Annotated in this window: 19 protein-coding genes; 4 read left to right on the forward strand and 15 right to left on the reverse strand. The window is 61.3% G+C overall.

Annotated elements, in window-relative coordinates:
- Nucleotides 1-197: 197 nt before the first annotated feature.
- The 3 genes from AC5Y46_RS05105 to AC5Y46_RS05115 all read right to left on the reverse strand — a co-directional run bounded on the left by AC5Y46_RS05105 (nucleotide 198) and on the right by AC5Y46_RS05115 (nucleotide 3,567).
- Nucleotides 198-1,703, reverse strand: coding sequence for a replication initiator (locus tag AC5Y46_RS05105; RefSeq protein WP_012394804.1), 1,506 nt, complete (start codon nucleotides 1,701-1,703; stop codon nucleotides 198-200).
- Nucleotides 1,700-3,133 (reverse strand): FtsK/SpoIIIE domain-containing protein, encoded by a 1,434-nt coding sequence (locus tag AC5Y46_RS05110; RefSeq protein WP_012394805.1) that lies wholly within the window; start codon nucleotides 3,131-3,133, stop codon nucleotides 1,700-1,702. The genes AC5Y46_RS05105 and AC5Y46_RS05110 overlap by 4 nt, the downstream gene beginning before the upstream one ends.
- 89 nt (nucleotides 3,134-3,222) lie before the next feature.
- Nucleotides 3,223-3,567: an SCO3933 family regulatory protein gene (locus AC5Y46_RS05115; protein WP_011893911.1), complete on the reverse strand. Its 345-nt coding sequence runs from the start codon at nucleotides 3,565-3,567 to the stop codon at nucleotides 3,223-3,225.
- A 239-nt stretch (nucleotides 3,568-3,806) separates the two neighbouring features.
- Here AC5Y46_RS05115 and AC5Y46_RS05120 point away from each other — a divergent pair, with 239 nt between their 5' ends.
- Both AC5Y46_RS05120 and AC5Y46_RS05125 read left to right on the forward strand, forming a co-directional pair.
- The gene (locus tag AC5Y46_RS05120; protein ID WP_012394806.1) at nucleotides 3,807-4,625 is read left to right on the forward strand and encodes a hypothetical protein; all 819 of its coding nucleotides are present in this window, start codon (nucleotides 3,807-3,809) and stop codon (nucleotides 4,623-4,625) included.
- Between the two features lie 5 nt (nucleotides 4,626-4,630).
- A complete protein-coding gene (locus tag AC5Y46_RS05125; RefSeq protein ID WP_012394807.1) occupies nucleotides 4,631-5,098 on the forward strand; it encodes an NUDIX hydrolase in 468 nt (155 codons plus the stop codon).
- A gap of 10 nt (nucleotides 5,099-5,108) precedes the next feature.
- On the opposite strand, the gene AC5Y46_RS05130 is transcribed toward AC5Y46_RS05125, so the two are convergent.
- Nucleotides 5,109-5,645: an HD domain-containing protein gene (locus tag AC5Y46_RS05130; protein WP_012394808.1), complete on the reverse strand. Its 537-nt coding sequence runs from the start codon at nucleotides 5,643-5,645 to the stop codon at nucleotides 5,109-5,111.
- Between the two features lie 521 nt (nucleotides 5,646-6,166).
- Between AC5Y46_RS05130 and AC5Y46_RS05135 the strand changes: the two genes are divergently transcribed.
- Nucleotides 6,167-6,481, forward strand: coding sequence for a transposase (locus tag AC5Y46_RS05135; RefSeq protein WP_231973737.1), 315 nt, complete (start codon nucleotides 6,167-6,169; stop codon nucleotides 6,479-6,481).
- A 136-nt stretch (nucleotides 6,482-6,617) separates the two neighbouring features.
- Here the strand turns inward: AC5Y46_RS05135 and AC5Y46_RS05140 are convergent, their stop codons facing one another.
- The 10 genes from AC5Y46_RS05140 to AC5Y46_RS05185 form a co-directional block, all read right to left on the reverse strand.
- Nucleotides 6,618-7,739 carry an acyl-CoA dehydrogenase family protein gene (locus tag AC5Y46_RS05140; RefSeq protein WP_016889182.1) on the reverse strand — a complete coding sequence of 374 codons (1,122 nt, stop codon included), beginning with the start codon at nucleotides 7,737-7,739 and terminating at the stop codon, nucleotides 6,618-6,620.
- Between the two features lie 66 nt (nucleotides 7,740-7,805).
- Entirely contained in the window at nucleotides 7,806-9,431 is a 1,626-nt protein-coding gene (locus AC5Y46_RS05145; RefSeq protein WP_016889183.1) for a fatty acid--CoA ligase, read from the reverse strand.
- A gap of 14 nt (nucleotides 9,432-9,445) precedes the next feature.
- Nucleotides 9,446-10,099 carry a transglutaminase-like domain-containing protein gene (locus tag AC5Y46_RS05150; protein ID WP_012394811.1) on the reverse strand — a complete coding sequence of 218 codons (654 nt, stop codon included), beginning with the start codon at nucleotides 10,097-10,099 and terminating at the stop codon, nucleotides 9,446-9,448.
- The gene (locus tag AC5Y46_RS05155; RefSeq protein WP_012394812.1) at nucleotides 10,096-11,553 is read right to left on the reverse strand and encodes a cytochrome P450; all 1,458 of its coding nucleotides are present in this window, start codon (nucleotides 11,551-11,553) and stop codon (nucleotides 10,096-10,098) included. Before AC5Y46_RS05155 ends, AC5Y46_RS05150 begins: the two co-directional genes overlap by 4 nt.
- 115 nt (nucleotides 11,554-11,668) lie before the next feature.
- Nucleotides 11,669-13,204 carry a flavin-containing monooxygenase gene (locus AC5Y46_RS05160; protein WP_012394813.1) on the reverse strand — a complete coding sequence of 512 codons (1,536 nt, stop codon included), beginning with the start codon at nucleotides 13,202-13,204 and terminating at the stop codon, nucleotides 11,669-11,671.
- A 61-nt stretch (nucleotides 13,205-13,265) separates the two neighbouring features.
- On the reverse strand, nucleotides 13,266-14,231 hold the full coding sequence (locus AC5Y46_RS05165) for an alpha/beta hydrolase (RefSeq protein ID WP_012394814.1): 966 nt from the start codon (nucleotides 14,229-14,231) through the stop codon (nucleotides 13,266-13,268).
- The gene (locus AC5Y46_RS05170) at nucleotides 14,228-15,745 is read right to left on the reverse strand and encodes a flavin-containing monooxygenase (protein WP_012394815.1); all 1,518 of its coding nucleotides are present in this window, start codon (nucleotides 15,743-15,745) and stop codon (nucleotides 14,228-14,230) included. The genes AC5Y46_RS05165 and AC5Y46_RS05170 overlap by 4 nt, the downstream gene beginning before the upstream one ends.
- A 47-nt stretch (nucleotides 15,746-15,792) precedes the next feature.
- Nucleotides 15,793-17,292, reverse strand: a complete 1,500-nt coding sequence (locus AC5Y46_RS05175) for a flavin-containing monooxygenase (protein ID WP_012394816.1) — start codon at nucleotides 17,290-17,292, stop codon at nucleotides 15,793-15,795.
- Nucleotides 17,289-18,212 (reverse strand): hypothetical protein, encoded by a 924-nt coding sequence (locus AC5Y46_RS05180; RefSeq protein ID WP_012394817.1) that lies wholly within the window; start codon nucleotides 18,210-18,212, stop codon nucleotides 17,289-17,291. Before AC5Y46_RS05180 ends, AC5Y46_RS05175 begins: the two co-directional genes overlap by 4 nt.
- A 1-nt stretch (nucleotide 18,213) precedes the next feature.
- Complete coding sequence (locus AC5Y46_RS05185) at nucleotides 18,214-19,080, reverse strand: SDR family NAD(P)-dependent oxidoreductase (protein ID WP_012394818.1); 867 nt, start codon at nucleotides 19,078-19,080, stop codon at nucleotides 18,214-18,216.
- 129 nt (nucleotides 19,081-19,209) lie between these two features.
- On the opposite strand from AC5Y46_RS05185, the gene AC5Y46_RS05190 reads away from it, so the two are divergent.
- Complete coding sequence (locus tag AC5Y46_RS05190) at nucleotides 19,210-19,842, forward strand: TetR/AcrR family transcriptional regulator (protein WP_074319847.1); 633 nt, start codon at nucleotides 19,210-19,212, stop codon at nucleotides 19,840-19,842.
- A 166-nt stretch (nucleotides 19,843-20,008) separates the two neighbouring features.
- On the opposite strand, the gene AC5Y46_RS05195 is transcribed toward AC5Y46_RS05190, so the two are convergent.
- Nucleotides 20,009-20,878, reverse strand: coding sequence for a metal-dependent hydrolase (locus AC5Y46_RS05195; protein WP_012394820.1), 870 nt, complete (start codon nucleotides 20,876-20,878; stop codon nucleotides 20,009-20,011).
- Nucleotides 20,879-20,916 lie beyond the last annotated feature (38 nt).

Here is a 20,916-nt window from a genome sequence, read left to right on the forward strand (position 1 = left end):
AGGCACACCAGTAACCGAGTGTGTACAAAACCCGGGGTAGCTCACGCACAGCCATTATCACGTGTACCAGCGCGCGGTTGGCCTCGGACGGAAGTCGATATTGGTTGGGCACAACAATTTCAACACCCCCCTCTGACACCGTCGGCGCATCGGGACGAGCGTCACACCCGGAGCGAGCACGTGCTGCTCGGGACCTGTCAGCCATCGCTTCCCCCTGGCGGATCCCATTGTTGATTGCGGGCTTGGCCACGGACTTCGATCAGTCCGATGCGGCGGGTGTGGATGTGTTGGACGGCCGCGGAGTAGATGAGGGTCCGGTCGCCGAGGCTGGTGGGGCCGGCACGATCGAATTCCCATGCCACCAGATCATCGCCATCGGTGGAGTCGAGGCCGAGATCATGTTGGTGCGCAGTGCTTTTTAAACGTTGTTCACGGGTCCAGGCCGCGCGACGTTCGCGCAGCGCGGTCATCGTGGTGGAATAGCGGCGGGATTTGCTGGTGATGTGGCCCCGGTAGCCCAGGGTGTGCAGCCACCGACCGACACCGGCCAGTCCCTTATCGGCGAGTTGGCTGATGGCGGTCAGGATCGCCCGAACGTGGTCGCAGACATCGAGGTCAGCGATGGCCTCGGTGGAGATGCGTCGCGCGCTGATCCCGACGTCAGCTAAGGATTTGGTGACGTATTTCGCGAGGTAGCGAGCTACGCGGCGGCCTGGAAGAACCCCGCCGTGTGGTGAATCCTCCTGCACAGCAGAGCCGTCCGTGCCGGCGTGCCGGTTGTCGATGGGTTGGGTGTCGACTTGTGTGCCGAACCTGATCACCCGTGTCGCTGTATTTGAGGATGAGTCGGTGACCGTCACGGCCACGGTTCGAACGGCCTGTTGGATGATGGTGGCCAGTTCGGTTGCCGCAAGGGGCGCATGCCAGTCATGACCGCCAGAGTCATCGCTGTCGGGCGGGTCGAGGCGGATCAGGGCATGAATGTGCGGGATGAGCCGGGCTTGCAGTTCGACGACTTTGATGAAGCTGACCTGCACCGCATCCGGGTCGGCGCCCGAAGCACGTAGCTCTCGGCGCAGTGTGCGTCGCAGGGTGATGGTGAAGCGTCGCCACAGTTCGGGCAGGTGCCATGTGAACAGGACATGCCCGGTGTAGTCGTAGCAGTCCGCGCAGATCGGCTGTCCCGCATAGATATCACCTTCGCCGTGGGTTGTGCTGCACCACAGTGGTTTTCCATGCGGGCATCGGCGGTAGCCGCCAGTGTGGTGGTGGTCGCGACACACACGCTGCTTCTTGTCGCCTGCACGCGCGGCGGCGTGAACAGGCCCGTAGCTAGGTGCGGTGAGGGTGACGAACACCTGCGGACGATCGGCCACTGCTGCGGGGATGTTGTGGTGGCCGCCGGCGGTGCCAGCGTGCACGAGCTGCCACGTGTCGCGGGCGTACAGGTCTGAGCACGATGGGCATACCTGTGCGCGGCGGTTGTTGCACCGTGTCCACACCACCCGATCGCGGCCTATCTCGTCGGTACCTCTGAGTTGGATGGGGTGGGCGCAGAAGCCAACAGATTCCGCGCGCCGCCACCACGATTCGAACCCCGTCGAGGACGCGCGGCGCACCATCTGATCCACCACCGCATTGGTGTCGATCGAGCCGGGAACCCCGGGCAACACCAGCGTGGGGGCTGTCGTTGCAGTAGTCACCGTTGACCCCGGGCGGTGTCGGTGCGCCCGCTGTTGGACTGGTTGGTTCGGGTCGCGGCACGAGGTGGCCGGAATCGTGCTGCCAGAGTGGCGATGTCGTGGTCGGCGACGTGAAATGCCCGTACCCGCACCGGTTGGGCCGTGCCATCGATCATCATGTAGCCCACACCGGGAGTGGTGTCGGGGATGTGATCGCAGTCGGCCCCCGCGTCGCGGGCGCCCTGGCCCAAAACCATGGTGGTTTGGGTGGCTTCGGTCAACCGCAACCCGATTCGCACGGTAAACAGCTGCCGCACCGGCAGGGTGTCTTTGGCCGGATCTTGCACCGCTGCCACCACCGAAATGCCGACGGCCCGGCCTTGGGAGAGCAGCAGGCCCAACAGCTGTTCAATTTCGCTGCGCACCTTGCGGTCGGTCACATACGCAGTCAGCGCGGCGATCTCATCGATCACCACCACGAATAACGGCTCAGTCGGAGTCGGGGTGTGCATGCGCGTCTTGCCCCGTAACCGATTGGCGCGGGCGTGCATCACCTCCACTAGTTGCCGCAGCAGGTACAGGGTGGTGCCAGTGGCGTCGTGGGTGAACACCGTGAACATGGGTGCTCCGGCGCCCAGTTCCATGCCGCCTTTCGGGTCGATGACGCAGAGCCGCACTTGTCCGGTTTTCACGGCGGGGGCGAGGCCAGCGATCAGTGACCACAACACTGAACCTTTCCCCGCGCCGGTCGCGCCAGCCACGAGCAGGTGGTGGCCAAGCAGAGGTAGGTGCCACCAGTGGCGGGTTTCGGTGATCCCGACCCGCACCGACCCCACATCCACCGCAGTCGCCGTCGTGGGCATGGGCAGGGCAATCGGGTCGGCCAGCACGTCGCCGCGCATCAGGGTGATGCGTAGCTCTCCGGGCGCGGTCGCGCGGATGGCGATCCGGTCGGCACGCCAGGCGGCGGCTAGCGCCTCGGATTGCTTGTGCCAATCAGCCAGGGAGTGGCCGGTGACCACTCGCAGCGCCAGGACGTCGGTCGTCTTGCCGATGCGCACCGACTGCAAGGTCGGCACCAAGGTGCGTTCGCCAAGTGTGGCGGTCAGGCCGTGCAGGGTGCACACCGATTGCCAGGTGCGGGTGTAGCGCGACCAGGTCAACCAGCGCCGCCGCACCGGCTCGGTGACCCATCCGTGAAACGATCGCGGGTCCAGCCACGCCCAGCCCGCATACGCGGCAGCGAAAGCAATACCGATGATCAGACCCGCGCGTGAGCCATGGGTAATGGCCATCGCCACGCTGGCGATGATCGGGATGCTGATGGCCGGGAACAGGACCGCCCACCACAGCAGATACCCGGCCGCTTTGAACAGTGAGAGGATGAGGTCGGTGATCCAGTCGTCGTCGTTGGATTGAGAGTTCTTGCTGTTTTTGTAGTTTGATGCCATGACAGGCGTCCCTCTGGTGAGTGAATGGTCGATAGCAGCTCACGTGCTGGGGCGCGACACCCACGAGCGCCGCGCCCCAGCAAATGGGGTTATTTCTGCGCGCGGGACGCTTGATCGCTCGGCGCAGCCGCGGGGTTGGTGGGGGTGATGGCGTCGGCACGGAACGCCACGCCGCTGCGATCACCTTGAGCCCAAGGGATAGCAACCAGACCCGCGACTGAAACAGGTTGGGTGACTGTCACTTTCGGATCCCCGGCGACGGTGACGTTGAGCACTTCACCACCGGTGTCATCCAACGCCAACAGCTGCGCGGCATACAGTGGCACGCCGGTGGCGGTGTCCACTTTTGGGCTGCCGGTCTCGAAGTTCAGCCGCGGCTCGGCCGCTCGGGTGACGATGAACCGTGTGCCTGATGTGTCGATTCTTAAACGCATTGTCCCGCTGTTCCTTTCGTGATCTGTTTGCGCCCGTTGCGGCGCTGGGCTCAGTTCACGTGGACATCGCGGACGTAGCGAGGGACGTTGGCAGGCATTGCCGACACTGCCGCAGACATTTCGGACACGACAGGGACATGCCCGTGGGCATCGGACGGGCATCACCGCCGCGGGGCGGCGGCAGTCGCATGGCAAACTAGGAACCACGCGCTGAGGATGGACAGGGATGACACGGAAAGATGTGCGCTGAGACGACGGGCGATCAGGACGGCGACGCCGAGGCCGCCACGATCCCCAACGATCGCCTCACCCAACGGCTGCACGCCAAGGGACTCTCCCCACAGAGGTTCGCCACTGCGGTGGGCGTGGATATCAAGACGGTGCGCCGCTGGCTGGCCAACATCGACTACAACGTCCGCGAGGACAACGCCCGCCGCGCCGCTAAGCTGCTTGGCTGCACACCGCACAACCTGTGGCCCAACCAGTATCCTGCCCCTACCGCGAGCGCGCTGGCGACGACGTCGCTGGGTGGTCCGTTCACCGCGACGCTGTATGCCAGCCGCACCCAGCTGCCGATCACGACGTGGCAGCAGCATTTCGGCGACGCCACCACCGGCATCGACATCCTCGTCCTGGCGGCCACGTTCCTGTTTGACACCCTCGACGGCTTCCTCGACATTCTGCTCGACGCCGCCGCCCGCGGTGTGGCGGTGCGGTTTCTCGTCGGGGATCCTGACACTGCCACCACGATCCTGCGCGGCAAGGAGGAAGGCATCGGCGAGGCCGTCATCGCCCGCTGCCGCACGTCCGTGGAGTTGCTCGCCCCGCATGCCGATACCCCGGGGCTGGATATCCGCACCCACGACACCACGCTCTACACGTCGATCTTCCGGGTCGACGACGCCATGATCGTCAACTTCCACATCTACGGCTCACCCGGGCGCAACAACCCCGTGCTTGTGCTGTCGCGCCACCACGAACCACGGCTCTGGGCCACCCTCGAAGACGCTTTCACCCAGGTCTGGGATCGCGCCAGACCGCTCAGCGCGAAAGGCTGAACCCTATGCGAACCGACTACTACAACGACCCCAACGCCCCGCTGCCCAACAGCGTCGTTCCGTCAGCCTCGGCCATCGTCACCGACGAACAGGGTCGTATCCTGCTGATCAAACGCCGCGACAACACCCTGTGGGCGCTACCCGGCGGCGGACACGACATCGGCGAAACGATTGCCGACACCGCCGTCCGGGAAGTCAAAGAGGAAACCGGGCTCGACATTGAAGTCACCGGCCTTGTCGGTGTCTACACCAACCCGCAGCATGTCGTCGCGTTCACCGATGGCGAAGTCCGCCAACAGTTCTCTCTGTCCTTCACCACCAAGGTTCTCGGCGGTACCCTGGCCATCGATCACGAAAGCACCGACATCGCCTGGACCGATCCCGACGACATCCCCAATCTGGACATGCACCCGTCGATGCGACTGCGCATCGAGCACTACCTGCAACACCGCGACAGCCCCTACCTCGGCTAACCGGCTGGGTTTACAGCCAATCGCGTACCCGTCGGACCGCCGCCAACAGTTCGTCGCGCCCCGCGTCGACCGCGCGGTGCACCGGGTCCTCGGGTCCATAGCGGCCCAACACCTCGATCAATCGATCTCGCGGTGATACCGGCGCCCCGTCCGGCCCGGTCGTCAGATCGCAAAAGGTCAACACATCCAGAACATCGCTGGGCGGATCGCTGAACGCCGCTAAACCTGACAAGCCGCGCTCGGCAGCTTCCGCGTGCGCCCCAGTATGGAACGCCACCAGGGAGGCGACCAGCTCCCGAAAACCCGCCGCCCGGGCAAACTCTGCGCCATCGAGCGGATGAAACCCGGTCCGGCGCAACGACGGTGCGTAGCCGATATCGTGCAGCCACGCCGCTGCCACCAAAGAGTCCGCTGTCTGGGCATCGAACCGCCGACTCAGCCGCTCGGCAGTCGTCGCGACACCCCGCACATGCGCCAACCGCCGCAGCTGCCCCACCAGTCGCGTCTCGGCCTCTCGCCGTGCACGCTGCGCCAGCATCCCGCTCACAACCGCCATCCTACGAGTCCCATCGCCATGGCGCAGACCCGCAACTGATGCTCAGCGGAGCCCGGGCCGCCATAGCCCGCGAGGAACCGGCGGCTACCTGCGGGCTTCGCTACACTCCCTCTGCTCCCGTCCGCTGGCGCTCCCGTCCGCGCCGCTCGCTACGCTTCGCCCTCCGTCCGCCGCCACACAAGCTTGCACACGACGACGAGCGCTGTACATCTCAACGGCCACGGCATCCTGGCACCACGACAAGCCAGGACTGTCCTCGCTCCTCGCCGCATCGAGACGCCGCGGGCAGCAGGCGCGACCAACGCCCGCCTGACCGCCGCTGGCCTGCGATGTGAGAACTTTCTTTACTGCTATCAAGTCGATGGCGGCACGTTGCCACCAGCTCGACACCGCAGCCGCCCGACTCGAACGCCACGTCGACACCATCACCGCCACCGCCGCACCCGAGCTACAGCGTCGGGCCCGACACCGCTGCCACGCTGCTGACCGCCCTCGGCGACAACCCCGCTCGGATCGGCAGCGACGCCGCTTTCGCCAAACTCTGCGGGGTCAGCCCACTGGAAGCCTCCAGCGGCAAAACGATCCGCCACCGGCTCAATTGGGGAGGCAATCGCGACGCCAACCGTGCCCTGCACGTCATCCTGGTGGTGCGCATGCGCCGTCACCAGCCCACCCGCGACTACTTCGTTCACCGCCTGGCCGAAGGCAAAACCAAGAACGAGATCATGCGCTGCATCAAGCGTACATCGCCCGCGAGATCTACCACGCCCTCCGCCAACCCAGCAGAAGAACCAACGAACTCATTGCCTGAAGAACTCATTGCCTGAAGATAGGAGCATCTGGTATCAACTCCCGAAGGGCACCCGATCCGCAATGTCCACCCATTTCGTGGCGATATGGCACCTCTGTAGATGCCATCAATCCTCCCAGGTGAGTAATGTGCAGGTGGCTAATCGTTCAGGGTCATAGGGAACGCGAGATGATTTCCTTCATCACCTCATTTGTGCCGGCGTAGATTTTCTGCACGCGCTGGTCCACCCACAATCTCGAGATGGGGTACTCGGTCATGTACCCATATCCGCCGTGGAGCTGCAAACAGTCATCGAGCACCTTCATCGCTCGCTCAGTGGTCCACCATTTCGCCATGGCGACGGTCTGGACGTCGAGTTGGCCCGCGAGGTGTAGGTCGATGCAGTAGTCCAAAAATACTCGTGCGATGCGCGTTTCGGTTGCAGCTTCGGCCAAGATGAATTTCGTGTTCTGGAAGCCGAAGACGGGCCGTCCGAACGCTTCCCGCTCACGGGTGTATTTGAGTGTCTGCTCCACGGCAAGTTCCATCGCCGCGACCGCCCCAACCGCGACGATGAGCCGCTCTTGAGGTAGCTGCGTCATCAGCTGAATGAAACCCTGACCCTCGGTCTCGCCCAGGAGGTGCGAGCGGGGCACTCTTACGTCGTCGAAGAACAACTCGGAGGTGTCTTGTCCGCGTTGGCCGATTTTGTCGAGGACCTTGCCGCGCCGGAATCCGGGTCGATCGGCTTCGGCGACGATCAGCGAGATGCCGGCGGCGCCCTGACTTGGATCTGTCTTGGCGACGACGATGATCAGGTCGGCTTGCTGACCGTTGGTGATGAAGGTCTTTGCGCCGGTGATCACGTACTCGTCACCGTCAAGAATTGCTTTGGTCTTGACACTCTGCAGATCAGAACCGGTCCCTGGCTCCGTCATGGCGATAGCACCGATCATTTCGCCTGAGGCCATCTTGGGCAGCCACTGCCTCCGTAGTTCTTCGGCCGCATACTGGAGGATGTAGTGCGCGACGATTCCGCTGTGCAGCCCTGCGCCCCATGAGCTGTCCCCGACTCGGGCTTGCTCTTCGAGTACGACGGCTTCGTGCGCGAATGTGCCGCCTCCCCCGCCGTATTCTTCGGGTATGGACATGCAGAGCAGGCCTAGTTCGCCGGCTTTGTGCCACAATTCTCGGTCAACTTGGTGCTGGTCTGCGAAACGTTGCGCATGTGGGGCCAATTCGGTCGAGAAGAACTTCGCGGCAAGGTCACGAAGCTCGAGCAATTCGGCGCTCATCCAGGGAGAAATTGATGCTGTCACAGGATTCCCTCTCGGCTGTTCAATATCAATGGGTTTGATTTCTTAGGACGTTTCGATCTGATACTCGCCGGCGGAGTGACGCGCGCGTATGGCCTTCTTGTCGTATTTCCCGACGCTTGTTCGGGGAATCTCAGACACGAAGCTCCACCGCTCCGGGATCCACCACTTGGCGACCTTGTCCAACAGAAACGCGCGCAGTCGGTCGATGTCGACCTCGGCTCCACGGTGAACCACGACCAGGGCGAGCGGTCTTTCCTGCCATTTGTCGTCGGGAACTGCCACCACCGCAGCCTCGTAGATCGCCGGGTGACCAATCAGCGTGTTTTCCAGCTCGACTGAGGAGATCCATTCTCCACCTGACTTGATGACGTCCTTCGCACGATCGGTCAGCGTGAGATACCCGTCCGGGTCGATCCGGCCGACGTCGCCGGTGCGCAGCCACCCTCCGTCGAACTTGTCCGGATCATCGTCGCCGAAGTAGGCGCCGGTGATCCACGGGCCTCGCGCCTGTATTTCACCCGCTGATCGACCGTCCCACGGCACTGTCTTCTTGTGGTCGTCACGCAACCGGATCTCGACACCGCACATCGGCCGACCCTGGCTTTCGCGCATCTCCCACGCACGGGTCTCGCCTACTCCGTGCGCTGCGCGTGCGACGGTAGCCAGCGGCGAGGTTTCGGTCATGCCCCATGCCTGCACGATAGGCACGTTGTACTTGTCTTCGAATGCCCGCATCAGCGAGACGGGGACTGCCGATCCCCCGCAGGCAACCAGCCGAAGTGAGGAGATGTCCCGGGCGGGATTCGATTCCAGGTATCGATCGACATCGTTCCAGATCGTCGGCACTGCACCGGCGATAGTCGGCTGAGTCTCTTCGATGATCGACACCAGCGGCGCGGCTTGCAGATGGCGATCGGGTAATACCAAGTCCGCACCAGACATCAACGCCGCGTAGATCAGTCCCCACGCATTGGCGTGAAACATCGGGACAATGGCCAGGATACGGTCGGCCTCGCTCACTGCCAGGGCGTTCGACGTGCAGGCGGTCAGTGCATGTAGGTAGGTCGAACGGTGGCTGTAGACAACACCTTTGGGATTTCCAGTAGTCCCGCTGGTGTAGCACATGGCCGCGGCGGAACGCTCATCGATCTCGGGCCAATCGAAAGTCTCCGGTTGCTGCGCCAGGATCTCCTCGTAACGCAACACCGTCTTCCCGCATCGCTGCAGCGGAGCGAGGTCGCCGCCCCCGGTGGCGATGACCGTATGCACCGACTCCATCGCTGGTAGCGCACTAGCCAACAATGGCGCAACCGACGCATCCACCAGGATGATCTGATCGCTGGCATGGTTGGCGATGTACGCGAGTTGCTCTGGAGCCAAACGAATGTTGAGGGTGTGCAGCACCGCGCCCATGGAGGGAACCGCGCAGTAGGCCTCGAGATGTTCTTGGTTACTCCACTGAAAAGTGGCCACCCGTTGATCTGCCGTTATTCCGAGCCCGCGCAACGCATTGGCAAGTCGGCCCGCTCGCCCCAGGACGCTACGGTAGGACATACTTCGGTATCCAATTCCGTCGGGGGTGATCACCTCGCTGTTTCCGTGAATGGAGGCGGCATGGCGGACAATTGCCGAGATTGTGAGCTGGACGTCTTGCATCGTGCTGTGCATTACGCATCGGCCCTTCAGGCGAACAGGTCTGGATGGCGACTCGCATCGCCTATGAGCGTCCCGTAGTGGGTTCTGAGCGCTTGCAGGATCTCTGCCAGCGGTAGATCGTCGAAGGCGCCTCGATCCCTCAGATATTCCATGTGTTGTGTGCCGTCACCGGCGAACCCGTGCAGCAGGGCGTCTGTGCGCCCGTCGAAATCAATTGGCGGGACGCCGAACCGTGCGCATAGCTCGCGATTGAACGCCGGAGTTGCCTTGACCCAGACACCGCAGAGATGCATGAGGCTGTATCCGTGGTAGACGAAGACGTCGGTACCGCCCATCCGCTCACGCAATGTCTCGGTCTGAAGGTGGTTTCGGACATCGGCGAACCCCAGCCGCGCTGGGATGCCTGCTGCTCGGCAGGCCGCCGTCAAGAGCACCGCCTTCGGGACGCAGTAAGCGCGGTCTGCAGTTGCGATGGTGCTGGCGCGATACGCATGCGGGTCATCGGTCACGGTGTAGGGGTCATACCAAATCGAGTCGCGGACCGCAGTGAAGATGGCTATGGCCTTCGTGGTGTCGTCGACCGCGCCGCGGGTCGCCGATGCAACGAAGTCGCGTACCGATTCATGTTGCCAATCGAGGAACTCCGTGGGCTCCAGGTAAGGCGAGTTCTCACCGCTCATCGGTGCCGCAACGTCACAGGCAGTCCGTCCACGGGAATGGGCAGCGAGGTGTTGTCCCAACGCACGTGATAGTCGTTTGGGACCGTCCAAGTGTAGGTACGCAACATCTGGTGCAGGATTGCCTTCACCTCGAGTGTGCCGAACTGCATCCCAATGCATTTGTGCGCCCCCCCGCCGAACGGCACCCAGGCGAATCGGTGCTGTTGGTCCTCGCGCCGGGGCTCATCGAAGCGCGACGGATCGAAACGGTCCGGGTCGCTCCATATTCTGCGGTCGAAGTGATTTACGGCGGGTGTGATTGCGCACAAGGTTTCACGGGGGATGTGATAGCCGTCGATGGCGACATCGCGGACGGTCTTGCGCATCACCAGCGGAACGGGCGCCAGCAGACGCAGAGCTTCTTTGAGGATCAGATCGAGGACCGTCATCCGCTCCAGTTCGTCGATATCTGGCGAATCGTGACCGAAGGACCGCGCCTCCGCCGCTGCCTTCTCCTGCCACTCAGGATGTTTAGCGAGGAAGTAGGTGACAGCAGTGGTGGTGATCGTGGAGGTGTCATGGGCGGCCATCATGAGAAAGATCATGTGGTTGATCACATCCTCGTCGGAGAACCGTTCACCGTCTTCTGTGGTCGCCTGGCAGAGGGCGGCGAATAGATCGTCGGTCTCGCCTGCACGCGCGGCCGGCAGGTGTCGGGAGAAGTAGTCCTCCAACACGCGCCGCCCATGCACGCCGGCGCGGAACCTGGTGCCCGGGAGTGGAACTCGCACAAAGGAACTCGCCGCGCGAACAGTGGACACGAACGCCTCGTTGACAGCAGCGCTCTCGTCCTTGCCGCGGCCACCCATGAAGACATCCGTGGCAATATCGAGGGTGAGATTCTTCAACAACGGGTAGATCCGGACCGACGGACCGGTCGGCCACGCGGGCACGGCTGCGCGAACGCACGGGGCCACCTGCCCGACATATCCGGTCAGGCGAGGACGCGTGAACGCCTCCTGCATGATGCGCCGGTGCATCAAATGTTCGTCGAAGCTCATGAGCATCAACCCGCGATGGAAGAAAGCATCGATCAGGAAGGACCAGCCATCTTGAGAAAAGGCCTTGGCTTCGCTTGTGAACGCCTCACGCGTTGCGTCTGGACCGGCGATGACCACCATTTTGGTACCGAATGCGCCCATCCACGACACCGAGCCCAAACGTTCGTAACGCTCCCGACTGAATTCTGAACCAAATCGGATGTAGTCGACAGTGTGCCCCAGCAACGGGAGTCCAGCGTCCCCTAGGACGGCTCTCAGCCCAGATCCGGCGGGGGCCGGCGCAAGTTCCCGGACTCTCCAGTCCCGACTCCACTGTCGCCATTTGTCATCGACGACGCGGGGGGCGGGCGCCAACAGGACAGACGTCAACCGCTCCTTGGGGTGACGCGTGATTGCGAGAAGCTGATTAGCCACGATGCCTCCTGGGCGCTCTGCTGCACGGGTATCTGGTAATAGTTTACATAGATGTGCTGAATGTCAATATTCGAACAGTTAACAGTGAAATGTTAGACACCGCCTGCGACCCGGATCATCTGCGCAGCCTCGCGCGGTTCTCACTCGGGCCGTCTAACTGAAGGCGTTCAACGTGCCTGAATAGATAATCGTGACTGCGTGGTTTGCGGGTGAGGATCCGGTAGGCAAATGTAGGCCCAGGCCAGTTCGTCGGGATCGCGCCACTCGAGGTCGTGTACCAGCTCGCGCAAAGCGCCCACACCGACCTTCGCAGCCGCCGGCTCAATCGTGTGTTGTAGCTTTGCTCGATGTCTGGCCTGACGTCGACCGTACGCCCTGGGTCACTCGCCAAAATCTTGATGAGGGCACCGACATAGCGGACCTGAGACTCGATCATGTAAATGATCGACCCGGAACCGACATTCGTGTTCGGGCCATAGAGGAGAAAGAGATTCGGGAACATCGGGACTGTAATGCCCAGGTATGCGTGCGCCTGCGTCCCCCACACCTCGTCCAGAGTCACTCCGCCCCAGCCGCGAACACGCATCGGGGCGAGGAAGTCGGTAGCGCGGAAACCTGTTCCGTAAATGACGACATCCGCGCGATGGAGTACGCCATCGTCGGTCACGACTCCCTTGTCGCAAAGCTTCGCAACCGCGTTGGTCACCAACGAGACTTCACCGTTGGCAATCGCGGGGTAGTAATCATTCGAGAACAACACCCGCTTGCACCCCGGCGCATCTGATGGCGTGAGTTGCCGGCGCAGCATTGGATCGGCAACCTGCCGATGGAGGTGGTAGCGGGCGACCGCGCCGAGAATGCGTGACAAGGGCTTCGCGTCGACCAACGTCACTGCGAGCACTTCAAAAATCAGCCATACCGCGAAACGCTCAAGACGCAGCCACAGCGGCAGAACCTTAATCAGCTGTTGGTGAAGACGTCCGTACCTGCTGTCCCACTTCGGCAAAATCCAAGGCGCCGTGCGCTGATACAGCGTTACGCGCTGTGCCTCGTGTGCGATCCGTGGCACAAACTGTATCGCGCTTGCGCCTGTCCCGATGACGGCTACTTCCTTGCCGCGCAGCGATACCGAATGGTCCCAACGCGCCGAATGAAAACGCGGCCCCTCGAAGGTGTCTTCGCCGGCAATATTCGGCGTATGAGGTCGCGAGAGCTGCCCCACGGCCGAAATCACGACATCGCACCAGATCGTCTCGCTGGATCCGGTCACCAAACGCCAACGGCCGGCCTGTTCATCGAAGGTCATCTCGACGACTTCGGTCCGCGTGCGCAAATGCAGGTCCATTCCGTCGGCCAGGACGAGTCGGCGAAGATATTGGAGTATCTCGGGCTGTTCTGCATAACGTCTCGACCAACGAGTGTTGGGCTTGTCCGAGAGTGAGTACAACGCTGACGGCACGTCGCAAGCCGCTCCTGGATAGGTGTTGTCGCGCCAGACGCCGCCGATGTCTGCAGCCTTTTCCACCATGGTGAAGTTGGTGAATCCGTCCCTCTTCAGCTGATGGGCCATGGCGATACCCGCGACGCCGGCCCCGATGATCACTATCGACGGATCGTGTCCTCGAGGATCCCTCGCAAAGCCGCCTGTCATGAGACAGCTAAGAAGCAGTTGATGGCGCGGTGGCAGTGGAGCATCCACGGTCCCAACACTTTCACCGGTGGGCCGAAGCTTTCAGGAAGTTTCCAGCGCGGTGGATCGCCTCACGAGCCTCGGGCAGGATTCGGAACATGGCTTGGAACACGTGGATCTGTCCCCGGTACACCTGTATCTCAACGCTTGATCCGGCCGATCGGAGGCGGTCGGCAAGATGCCTCGAGTCATCGATCAACATTTCTCTTCCGCCTACCTGAATCAGGATCGGTGGCATGGACCTGAGGTCTGCGTCGAGCACGCTGATTCGCTCATTGCGGTGATCTGCACCAGCCACGTACAGGTCAAGAGCGCGGGCCGCGGACCGAGCAGAGGCGAAAGGATCACGGCGGCGAAGTTCGCGTGCCCTCGCGAGTTCACATGTCAGATCCAGGACCGGAGACATGAGAAGCATCGAATCCGGCAGCGGCAGTCCGTCACTACGTGCGCCAAGGGCGGTGGCCATCGTGAGCTGGCCGCCCGCCGAGTCCCCGGCCACCGCAACACCGCGTTCGCCGGAAGCCGAAGGCTGCCCTGTGACGAGCCAGCGGTATGCGTTCAGTGCATCGTCGGCGGCAGCGGGAAAGGGATAGCGTGGAGCTAGCCGATACCTCACCGCAAAGATGGGCCGACCGCTCGCGGAGGCAAGTTCACCGAGCAGGCCGCGGTGGGTAGCCGGTGAGCACATGGAGTAGGCGCCGCCATGAATGTAGAGCAACGGAACCGCGTGTGGATCGACTGCAGGAGAAGTGATCCAATCCCCGCGTATCTGATTCCCGGCGAACTCGGTATCTATTGTGCGAACCGCCACGCTTCGGCGGGGCCGCGATCCCACAAGCGCCATCCGGAGTACGCGATCCATCACCGCGAGGCCGTGGGCGCTCGACGGGATGAGTTGCGACAGCGGACGCAGTGTGTTTCGCGAAGTCATTGCCACGAAATGACTTGCAAGACTGGGGCGCCGGTCCGCCGCATCAGTGTTGGTCACCGTGCGCCAACGGATTCTGCGCGACGTTCAAATCGGTAATCGGAGAGCCGGAAGGTGCGGCTACGCCAGTAAGTCTCCAGGGTAGTTGACGGACGCAACGGAACATCGCCGTGTTTGTCGAAATAGTAACTGTTGGCATTGGAACAGCTCGGCTGCCAGAAAACCTGTCGATGTCGGCGGCTAACCATGTCACCGAAGTAGCGATCGTTCGCCTGCTGTCTGACCTCTACGTAATCAGCCTTCAGCGTGCGCGCACGACGAAGACAGCGGACGATATGCCGACTTTGCGCCTCGATGAGTGTGAAGTACGAGGAGCCGTTGTAACCATAGGGACCGAAGATATTGAAGTGATTCGGGAACCCTGGGACGCTCACACCCTCGAAGGCTTGGAGGCGGTGCTCATCCCACCAGGCAGACTGCTCCACTCCACCGCGTCCCTTCAGCACATAAGTCGGCATATTGCCCGACTCCATCACTTTGAACCCGGTGGCCAAGACCATGACATCGATCGGATAACTCTTGCCATCTTCAGTGTGAACCGAGGCATGGTCGACATGGGTGATGCCGCTGGTCTCGAGCGAAACATTGCGACGGTTGTACGTTGCGAGATAGGAATTGTGGAAACTCGGTCGCTTACAACCCAACGAATAGCGAGGAATGAGTTGGTCTCGAGTCACCGGATCGTCGACCGCCCGACGCATATAGCGTTTCGCCGCCTCTTCCATGAGGTCCGACACAGGGATCAACGAGTGAAAATGAGCTGCGATGGGAAATGTGAACTCGACGAACGCCTGACTCGCAGTGCGCGTCATCAGTTGTGCCCCTGGCACCAACCGCATCACTGTCGCGGCCCAGCTCGGTATGGAGAAATCCGGCTTCGGCAAGCAGTAAATCGGCGTTCGCTGGAAGACCGTCAGACTTGATGCGATCTTCGCGACTTCGGGAATCAGCTGCACCGCAGATGCCCCAGTCCCGATCACCGCCACCCGCTTACCGGTGAGATCTTTCGTATGGTCCCATCTGGCCGTATGCAGCGTCACGCCGGCGAAGTCGCGCACTCCTGGAATATCAGGCCACTTCGGCCGACTGAGAACGCCAGAGCAATTTATCACAAAACGCGCGGTCAGATTCTGACCAGAGGAGCAGCTCAGCCGCCATAGTGCGGCGCCTTCGTCGAAACAGGCTTCGTCCACAGTCGTGTTGAACCGGATGTAATTTTGGAGTCCGTATTTTTCTACACACCGCTCTGCATAAGCCTTCAACTCATCCCCGTGAGCGTAAGTACGTGACCAGGATGTTCGCATCTCATAAGAGAACTGGTAACTATAGGACGGAATATCGACCGCTATTCCCGGATACGTATTCCAGTGCCATGTACCGCCGACGCCATCGGCGTCATCGACTATAAGAAAGTCCGCAAATCCGGCCTTCAACAGGCTGATCGCTGTACCAATCCCAGAAAACCCGGCTCCGACTATTACAATTTCGTAGTGCTGCCCAGACTCAGAACCCATTACTTCCTCACGTGCGCTTTGATGTTTACCCTATCCGCTGCTGCAGTTCAGCGTGTTTGTGTCAACTTCAGGTCAGCATCGTCACGCCGAGTGATATCGTAATCCCGCATATCCAGACGGGACAGTTCCCTGGTGAACTGAGTCGCAAAGCCCGGATACATCGTGCCGTTATAGCCATCCTCTGTTAAATACCAGCTGCTGCAACCCGAGTTCCATGTCGTGCGTCGTAACCGCCGCTGAATATTGGAGTGGTACGCGTTTTGGCTATTCTCTTTCACATCCAGGGTATGGACTCCGTTACCTTGGTCGCGCAAGAGCTCGATCGCTTTTACGATGTAATCGATTGCCGCCTCCATATATAGAAGAGCGGAGTTGTGGCCAGGACCGGAATTAGGCCCGAAAGTGAAGAACAAATTCGGATACCCGGCCACACTCACGCTCTTGTAGGCAAATCTCCCCTCAGACCACGCGTCTTCGAGTTTTCGCCCGTCGCGCCCCAGGATCGGAAATGGCGTACCGCGTTTACACACATCGAAGCCTGTCGCGAATACTATGCAGTCCACCTCATGCTCGATGCCGTCGGCGGTTCGAATTCCGTTCGGAGCCAGTGTGGCGATCGGCCAGCTGACGAGTTTGCAGTTATCGGCCTGGAGAGCAGGGTAATAGTCGTTAGTCATAAGCATGCGTTTGCACCCAGGTCTGAACTGCGGTGTTAGCTGACGTCTCAACCAGGTATCCTTCACCTGCCGACGCAGATTCGCCTTCGCGGCCGCTTGGATGACAGATGTGGCAGCGGTATCCCAAACCATGCCCACGGCCATGACCTCATGCGCCCAAAACCACGCACCTCGTAGGGCCTGTTCGGTTGCCGGCATGCGCTTGAAAGTCGAACGCGCCCAGGCCGGATGCCGGAAATTCACCCTCGGTAGGACCCAGCCGGGCGTCCTCTGAAACACCTTGACCGACGCCGCCAACTGGACCAATTCGGGAACGATCTGCACAGCGCTCGCCCCGGTCCCGATAACCGCCACCCTCTTACCGCTCATGTCATAGGAGTGGTCCCACCGAGCACTGTGAATCTTTTTCCCCTCGTACGACTCGATGCCACGAATATCCGGGAAACTGGCGTCAGCAAGTGGTCCGCTAGCCATCACGACTGAACGGCCCCGATACCGCCTGCCGCCGGTCGTGTCGACAACCCACTCTCCGGCATCCTCGTCGAATTCCAGTGCACTCACGTCCGCACCGAAATGAATGAACCTCCCAAGATCGTATTTCGCGACAATCGCGTCGATATAGGCGAGGATCTCTGCGCTCCCCGAGTATGCGCGAGTCCAGCCTGGGTTCGGCTCGAACGAGTAGGAGTACAGCAATGACGGAATGTCGCAGGCGGCGCCGGGGTAAGTGTTGTCACGCCAGGTGCCCCCGACGCGATGTGATCGCTCCAAGATGACAAAGTCGTTAACGCCCGCTTGAAGCATTCTCATCGCCGTACCGATACCCGCGAAGCCGGCGCCGACGATCAAAGTCGTTACCGTGTCCGTCATTTAGCGACCGGTTCATAGGTCAGTTCATCCGTCCATGAAGGCGGTCGCCCGAGTACTTGCACGGGGAAGATGTCGATCGCATTGCCTAAGCGCTGGGAAACGAAGTGAAGGGGTTGGGACCGCTTGATCGAGGAGGACATGTGGGCCTTCAAGATGTGATATCCAGGCACCCTCCGCGTGTGCTCACTGCGGTCCCCGACATTGCCATATCGCGTCACCGCGTTGTACAGCTTCTCTTCGGATAGCCCCATCGCGTTGAGATTCATCAACATGCGCGTGAGAAGCGGTATATACAGCAACGCGCCAGTGAGAATACGGGGGTCCATCACAGCGCCGACCGTTTGGATTGCATGGATTCGCATGGGACTGGCGCCGAGGTCATTCAGGACTTGAAAACCTACTGCAAGGTGCCGCGATTCGTCGCTGTTGACCTTATTGAATACTTCCCCGCAAATTGGGTCGTCGACCTCATCAAGGAGAAATTTCAGCAGGGCCCCGTCCAGCGCGGTCTCCAGTGCGGGAATCGCGGCGCCGATGACAGTCAGAGGAAGAGCCTCAGCGTACCGATCTAGCCACTCGATCACGAGACGGATGTTCTTATTCGGTACAGGCTTTTCGCCTTCCTCGATCATGCCCCAGCGACGCATCAGAGCAAGTTCGGCGTTGGCGTGACGCTGCTCCTCGGCGTGAAAGTAACGGTAAATGTCTCCGAGCGCTTCGAAGGGCGCCTTCGGGGCCATCGCAGCAAAGGCGCGCGCTCCGACATGCTCAATCCACACCACGTCGGACATGAATTGCTTGAGTTTGGGACGCTGTTCGTCGGTGATCAACTCCGCACCAGGGGCGCCCCAATCGATATCGGCGAGAGCCCATTGCTTGTTCTTGATCGTCTCGAGCATGTCGCTATATGCGAACGCCATTTCACTGCTCCCTCTGTTCGGCTGGATCGTTCCATGAGGCCACGCGCTCCACCAGCCCCAACGCCCGCGTAAACTGACCGGGTAAAGCTCTTTTCAGTTGCCACAAAATTTTCGCGTCCAGTTGGGGCACTACATAGATTTGTCCGCGATCGTGCGCGTTCAAGGTCGTTCGAGCCACTTGATCCGGCGAAATGCCGGTCCACCTCATCAGGTTGGTCGCGAGTTTCGCCGCCGACTCCTCAATCTGAGGATTTTTGGCGATGTTCGTCTTGACGAAGGTGGGGCAAAGCACTGTGACATTGACGTTAGTACCGCTCAGTTCGGCCGCCAAGGTCTCGGACAGAGCGAGCACTCCGGCCTTACTCACGTTGTATGCCCCCATTCGGGGCGCCGAGCCGAAACTCGCGGCGGACGCCACATTGATCACTCCGCCACGGCCGTTGCTCCGGAGCCGGGGAACGAAAGTCTCGCACCCGTAGATAACACCCCAAAGGTTGACAGAAATCGCAGCGTTCCAGTCCTCGACCGACGTAGCGCCGATGCGATTGCCGCCCGCACCGATTCCGGCGTTGTTGATCACCAGGCTCGCCGCCTTGCCAAACCAGTCTTCACTGGCATCAGCGAGGTTACGGACCTGCTCAAGGTCGGTGACGTCGCATACGACGTCGAAACCCTCGCCGCCGGCCTGCCTCACCAACTCGGCCGACTCTTTCGCAGTGATGGGGTCTTTGTCCGCACACACAACACGTCCACCTCGGCGTGCAAGCTCAACGGCGAACGCGCGGCCGATACCGCTCCCTGCGCCTGTGACTACTGCGTGGGCGCGGTGGGTTCTACCTGGTGAACTACCGAACGGCAAGAACCTCATCTGCTTGCCTTTCGGATCGCGACACTGATTTCCGGTGCGGGAGACCATTGATTTGGGGGCATCAGCCACCATTGGTGTCGCATGCCACCAGTTTGGTCGTGAGCCCGACGTTTTGTCAAGATGTTTGATGTGCGGTCGAGAAACACGCGCTGGGGTGGTCGGACCGGTGCTGAGCGTCGAGCAGAGCGACGGCAGCAATTGATCGAGGCTGCGACCGAGATTTGGAGTGAGAGCGGTTGGGCCGCAGTGACTATGCGCGGCGTGTGCGCCCGGACAGGGCTCAACGATCGATACTTCTACGAGGACTTCAAGACGCGCGAGGATCTTCTCGTCGCAGCGTGGGATGGCGTTCGCAATGACATGCTCGGCGAGGTTTCCGCGCTCTTCGACGAGCGTGTGGATCGGCCGCCGATCGAAACCATCACCGCGGCGATCGCCATCGTGGTCGACCGGATCGCACGCGATCCTGGCCGGGCGCACATCCTCCTCGCTCAGCATGTAGGTAGCTCACCGCTGCAAGATCGCCGCGCTGTGGCGCTGCAGGAGGCAACGCAGTTGGTCGTCGAGGCAAGCCGGCCACATCTCAGAGAAGACGCCGACGAGACGGCCCTTCGTATGGACACTTTGGTTGCGGTGGGGGGGTTCGTCGAAGTCATCACGGCCTGGCACTCCGGTTTGCTCGCGGTGACCGAAAAGGAAGTGGTCGCGCACACGAGCCGACTGGCTGAAACCTTGGCTCAACGCTACGTCGTCAGCGGCTGAGGCTTAACCTTTCCGTGAGTTTCGAGGCCGACTGCACTTGTCTGTATGACTGTCGCCTTGACCCGCCACCGGGCATCCAATCCGTGACGACAGGCGCGCTGTCGATTGTTTGGAGGAACGACGCAGAAACAGTGTCTTTCTGCGTCGCCCTCCTCACGCACTTTTGCTACCCCGGCTGAGCGATGACCTTCTGTGAGCCGTCTTGGTCGAACAGTTCCTTGCTCCATCGCTCCAGGACCGCGGTGCTGTCCCAATCATCAGGGTGGAAGCCGGGGCGGTTGTACGAACGGAATCGCTGCAGCGCATCGGCGGTGAACATCGGGGTGCGACTGAAGCGACGTAGGCTACGCACCAACGTGACCGGGTTATACGAGGCCTTGTCAGAGGCCATCGACAGCGCAGTCTGCAGAATGAGTTCGCCGAACAGAATTGCAGAGGCGATCCGCATGCCCCGTACGCGGGTGCGCTCGGTGCCTCCAATCAGCCGATAGGCGTCGAAGGCGACGGCTTTGTGCTCCGACTCCTCGAACGCATGCCACAGCAGAATCGGTCGAACCTCTGTCTGTCCGATGAGCTTCTGCGCGTCATCGCTGGTGAGAATGATTTCAGCGAGCGTCGCGGTGTAGTGCTCCAATGCAGAGGTCATCGACAGCCGCATTTCTGGCGAAAAGCGCCGCTCCAATCGCTTGATCAGGCGTGCGACGTGGCGGTCGATCCGCGCGGTCGGATAACCCATGGCCTGGAGCCGTTCGTTGAGGAGCCGATGCTGGTGTCGGTGTGTGGCCTCTTGCCCGATGAAACCCTTGACCGCTGTCAGCAATTGGGGATCGTCGATGGAACTCTGGAAATACTTGACCGAGCGGATGAAGAAGTCTTCCCCTTCCGGGAAGGTCGCAGAAAGCACCGAGATGAAATGGCTCATCACCAGGTCGCCATCCACGAAGTGTCGCCGCTTCGTGGAGGTGGGCATGGGGAAACGAACGCGCCGGGGTTTTGGCAATACACGGCTCTTGGTCGAGGCTCGATCTTCCGGCATCTTGACGGGGTCCTTCCTCCGTTGCGTGATCTGACTTT

The sequence above is a fragment of the Mycobacterium sp. NGS59 genome (assembly GCF_059812345.1).

Excerpts from the sequence above, each read along its gene's own strand:
- AC5Y46_RS05110 (WP_012394805.1), bottom strand. The coding sequence starts at position 3,133 with ATGGCATCAAACTACAAAAACAGCAAGAACTCTCAATCCAACGACGAC.
- AC5Y46_RS05115 (WP_011893911.1), bottom strand. The coding sequence starts at position 3,567 with ATGCGTTTAAGAATCGACACATCAGGCACACGGTTCATCGTCACCCGA.
- AC5Y46_RS05120 (WP_012394806.1), top strand. The coding sequence starts at position 3,807 with ATGTGCGCTGAGACGACGGGCGATCAGGACGGCGACGCCGAGGCCGCC.
- AC5Y46_RS05125 (WP_012394807.1), top strand. The coding sequence starts at position 4,631 with ATGCGAACCGACTACTACAACGACCCCAACGCCCCGCTGCCCAACAGC.
- AC5Y46_RS05140 (WP_016889182.1), bottom strand. The coding sequence starts at position 7,739 with ATGAGCGCCGAATTGCTCGAGCTTCGTGACCTTGCCGCGAAGTTCTTC.
- AC5Y46_RS05145 (WP_016889183.1), bottom strand. The coding sequence starts at position 9,431 with ATGCACAGCACGATGCAAGACGTCCAGCTCACAATCTCGGCAATTGTC.
- AC5Y46_RS05150 (WP_012394811.1), bottom strand. The coding sequence starts at position 10,099 with ATGAGCGGTGAGAACTCGCCTTACCTGGAGCCCACGGAGTTCCTCGAT.
- AC5Y46_RS05160 (WP_012394813.1), bottom strand. The coding sequence starts at position 13,204 with ATGACAGGCGGCTTTGCGAGGGATCCTCGAGGACACGATCCGTCGATA.
- AC5Y46_RS05170 (WP_012394815.1), bottom strand. The coding sequence starts at position 15,745 with ATGGGTTCTGAGTCTGGGCAGCACTACGAAATTGTAATAGTCGGAGCC.
- AC5Y46_RS05175 (WP_012394816.1), bottom strand. The coding sequence starts at position 17,292 with ATGACGGACACGGTAACGACTTTGATCGTCGGCGCCGGCTTCGCGGGT.
- AC5Y46_RS05180 (WP_012394817.1), bottom strand. The coding sequence starts at position 18,212 with ATGGCGTTCGCATATAGCGACATGCTCGAGACGATCAAGAACAAGCAA.
- AC5Y46_RS05185 (WP_012394818.1), bottom strand. The coding sequence starts at position 19,080 with ATGAGGTTCTTGCCGTTCGGTAGTTCACCAGGTAGAACCCACCGCGCC.
- AC5Y46_RS05195 (WP_012394820.1), bottom strand. The coding sequence starts at position 20,878 with ATGCCGGAAGATCGAGCCTCGACCAAGAGCCGTGTATTGCCAAAACCC.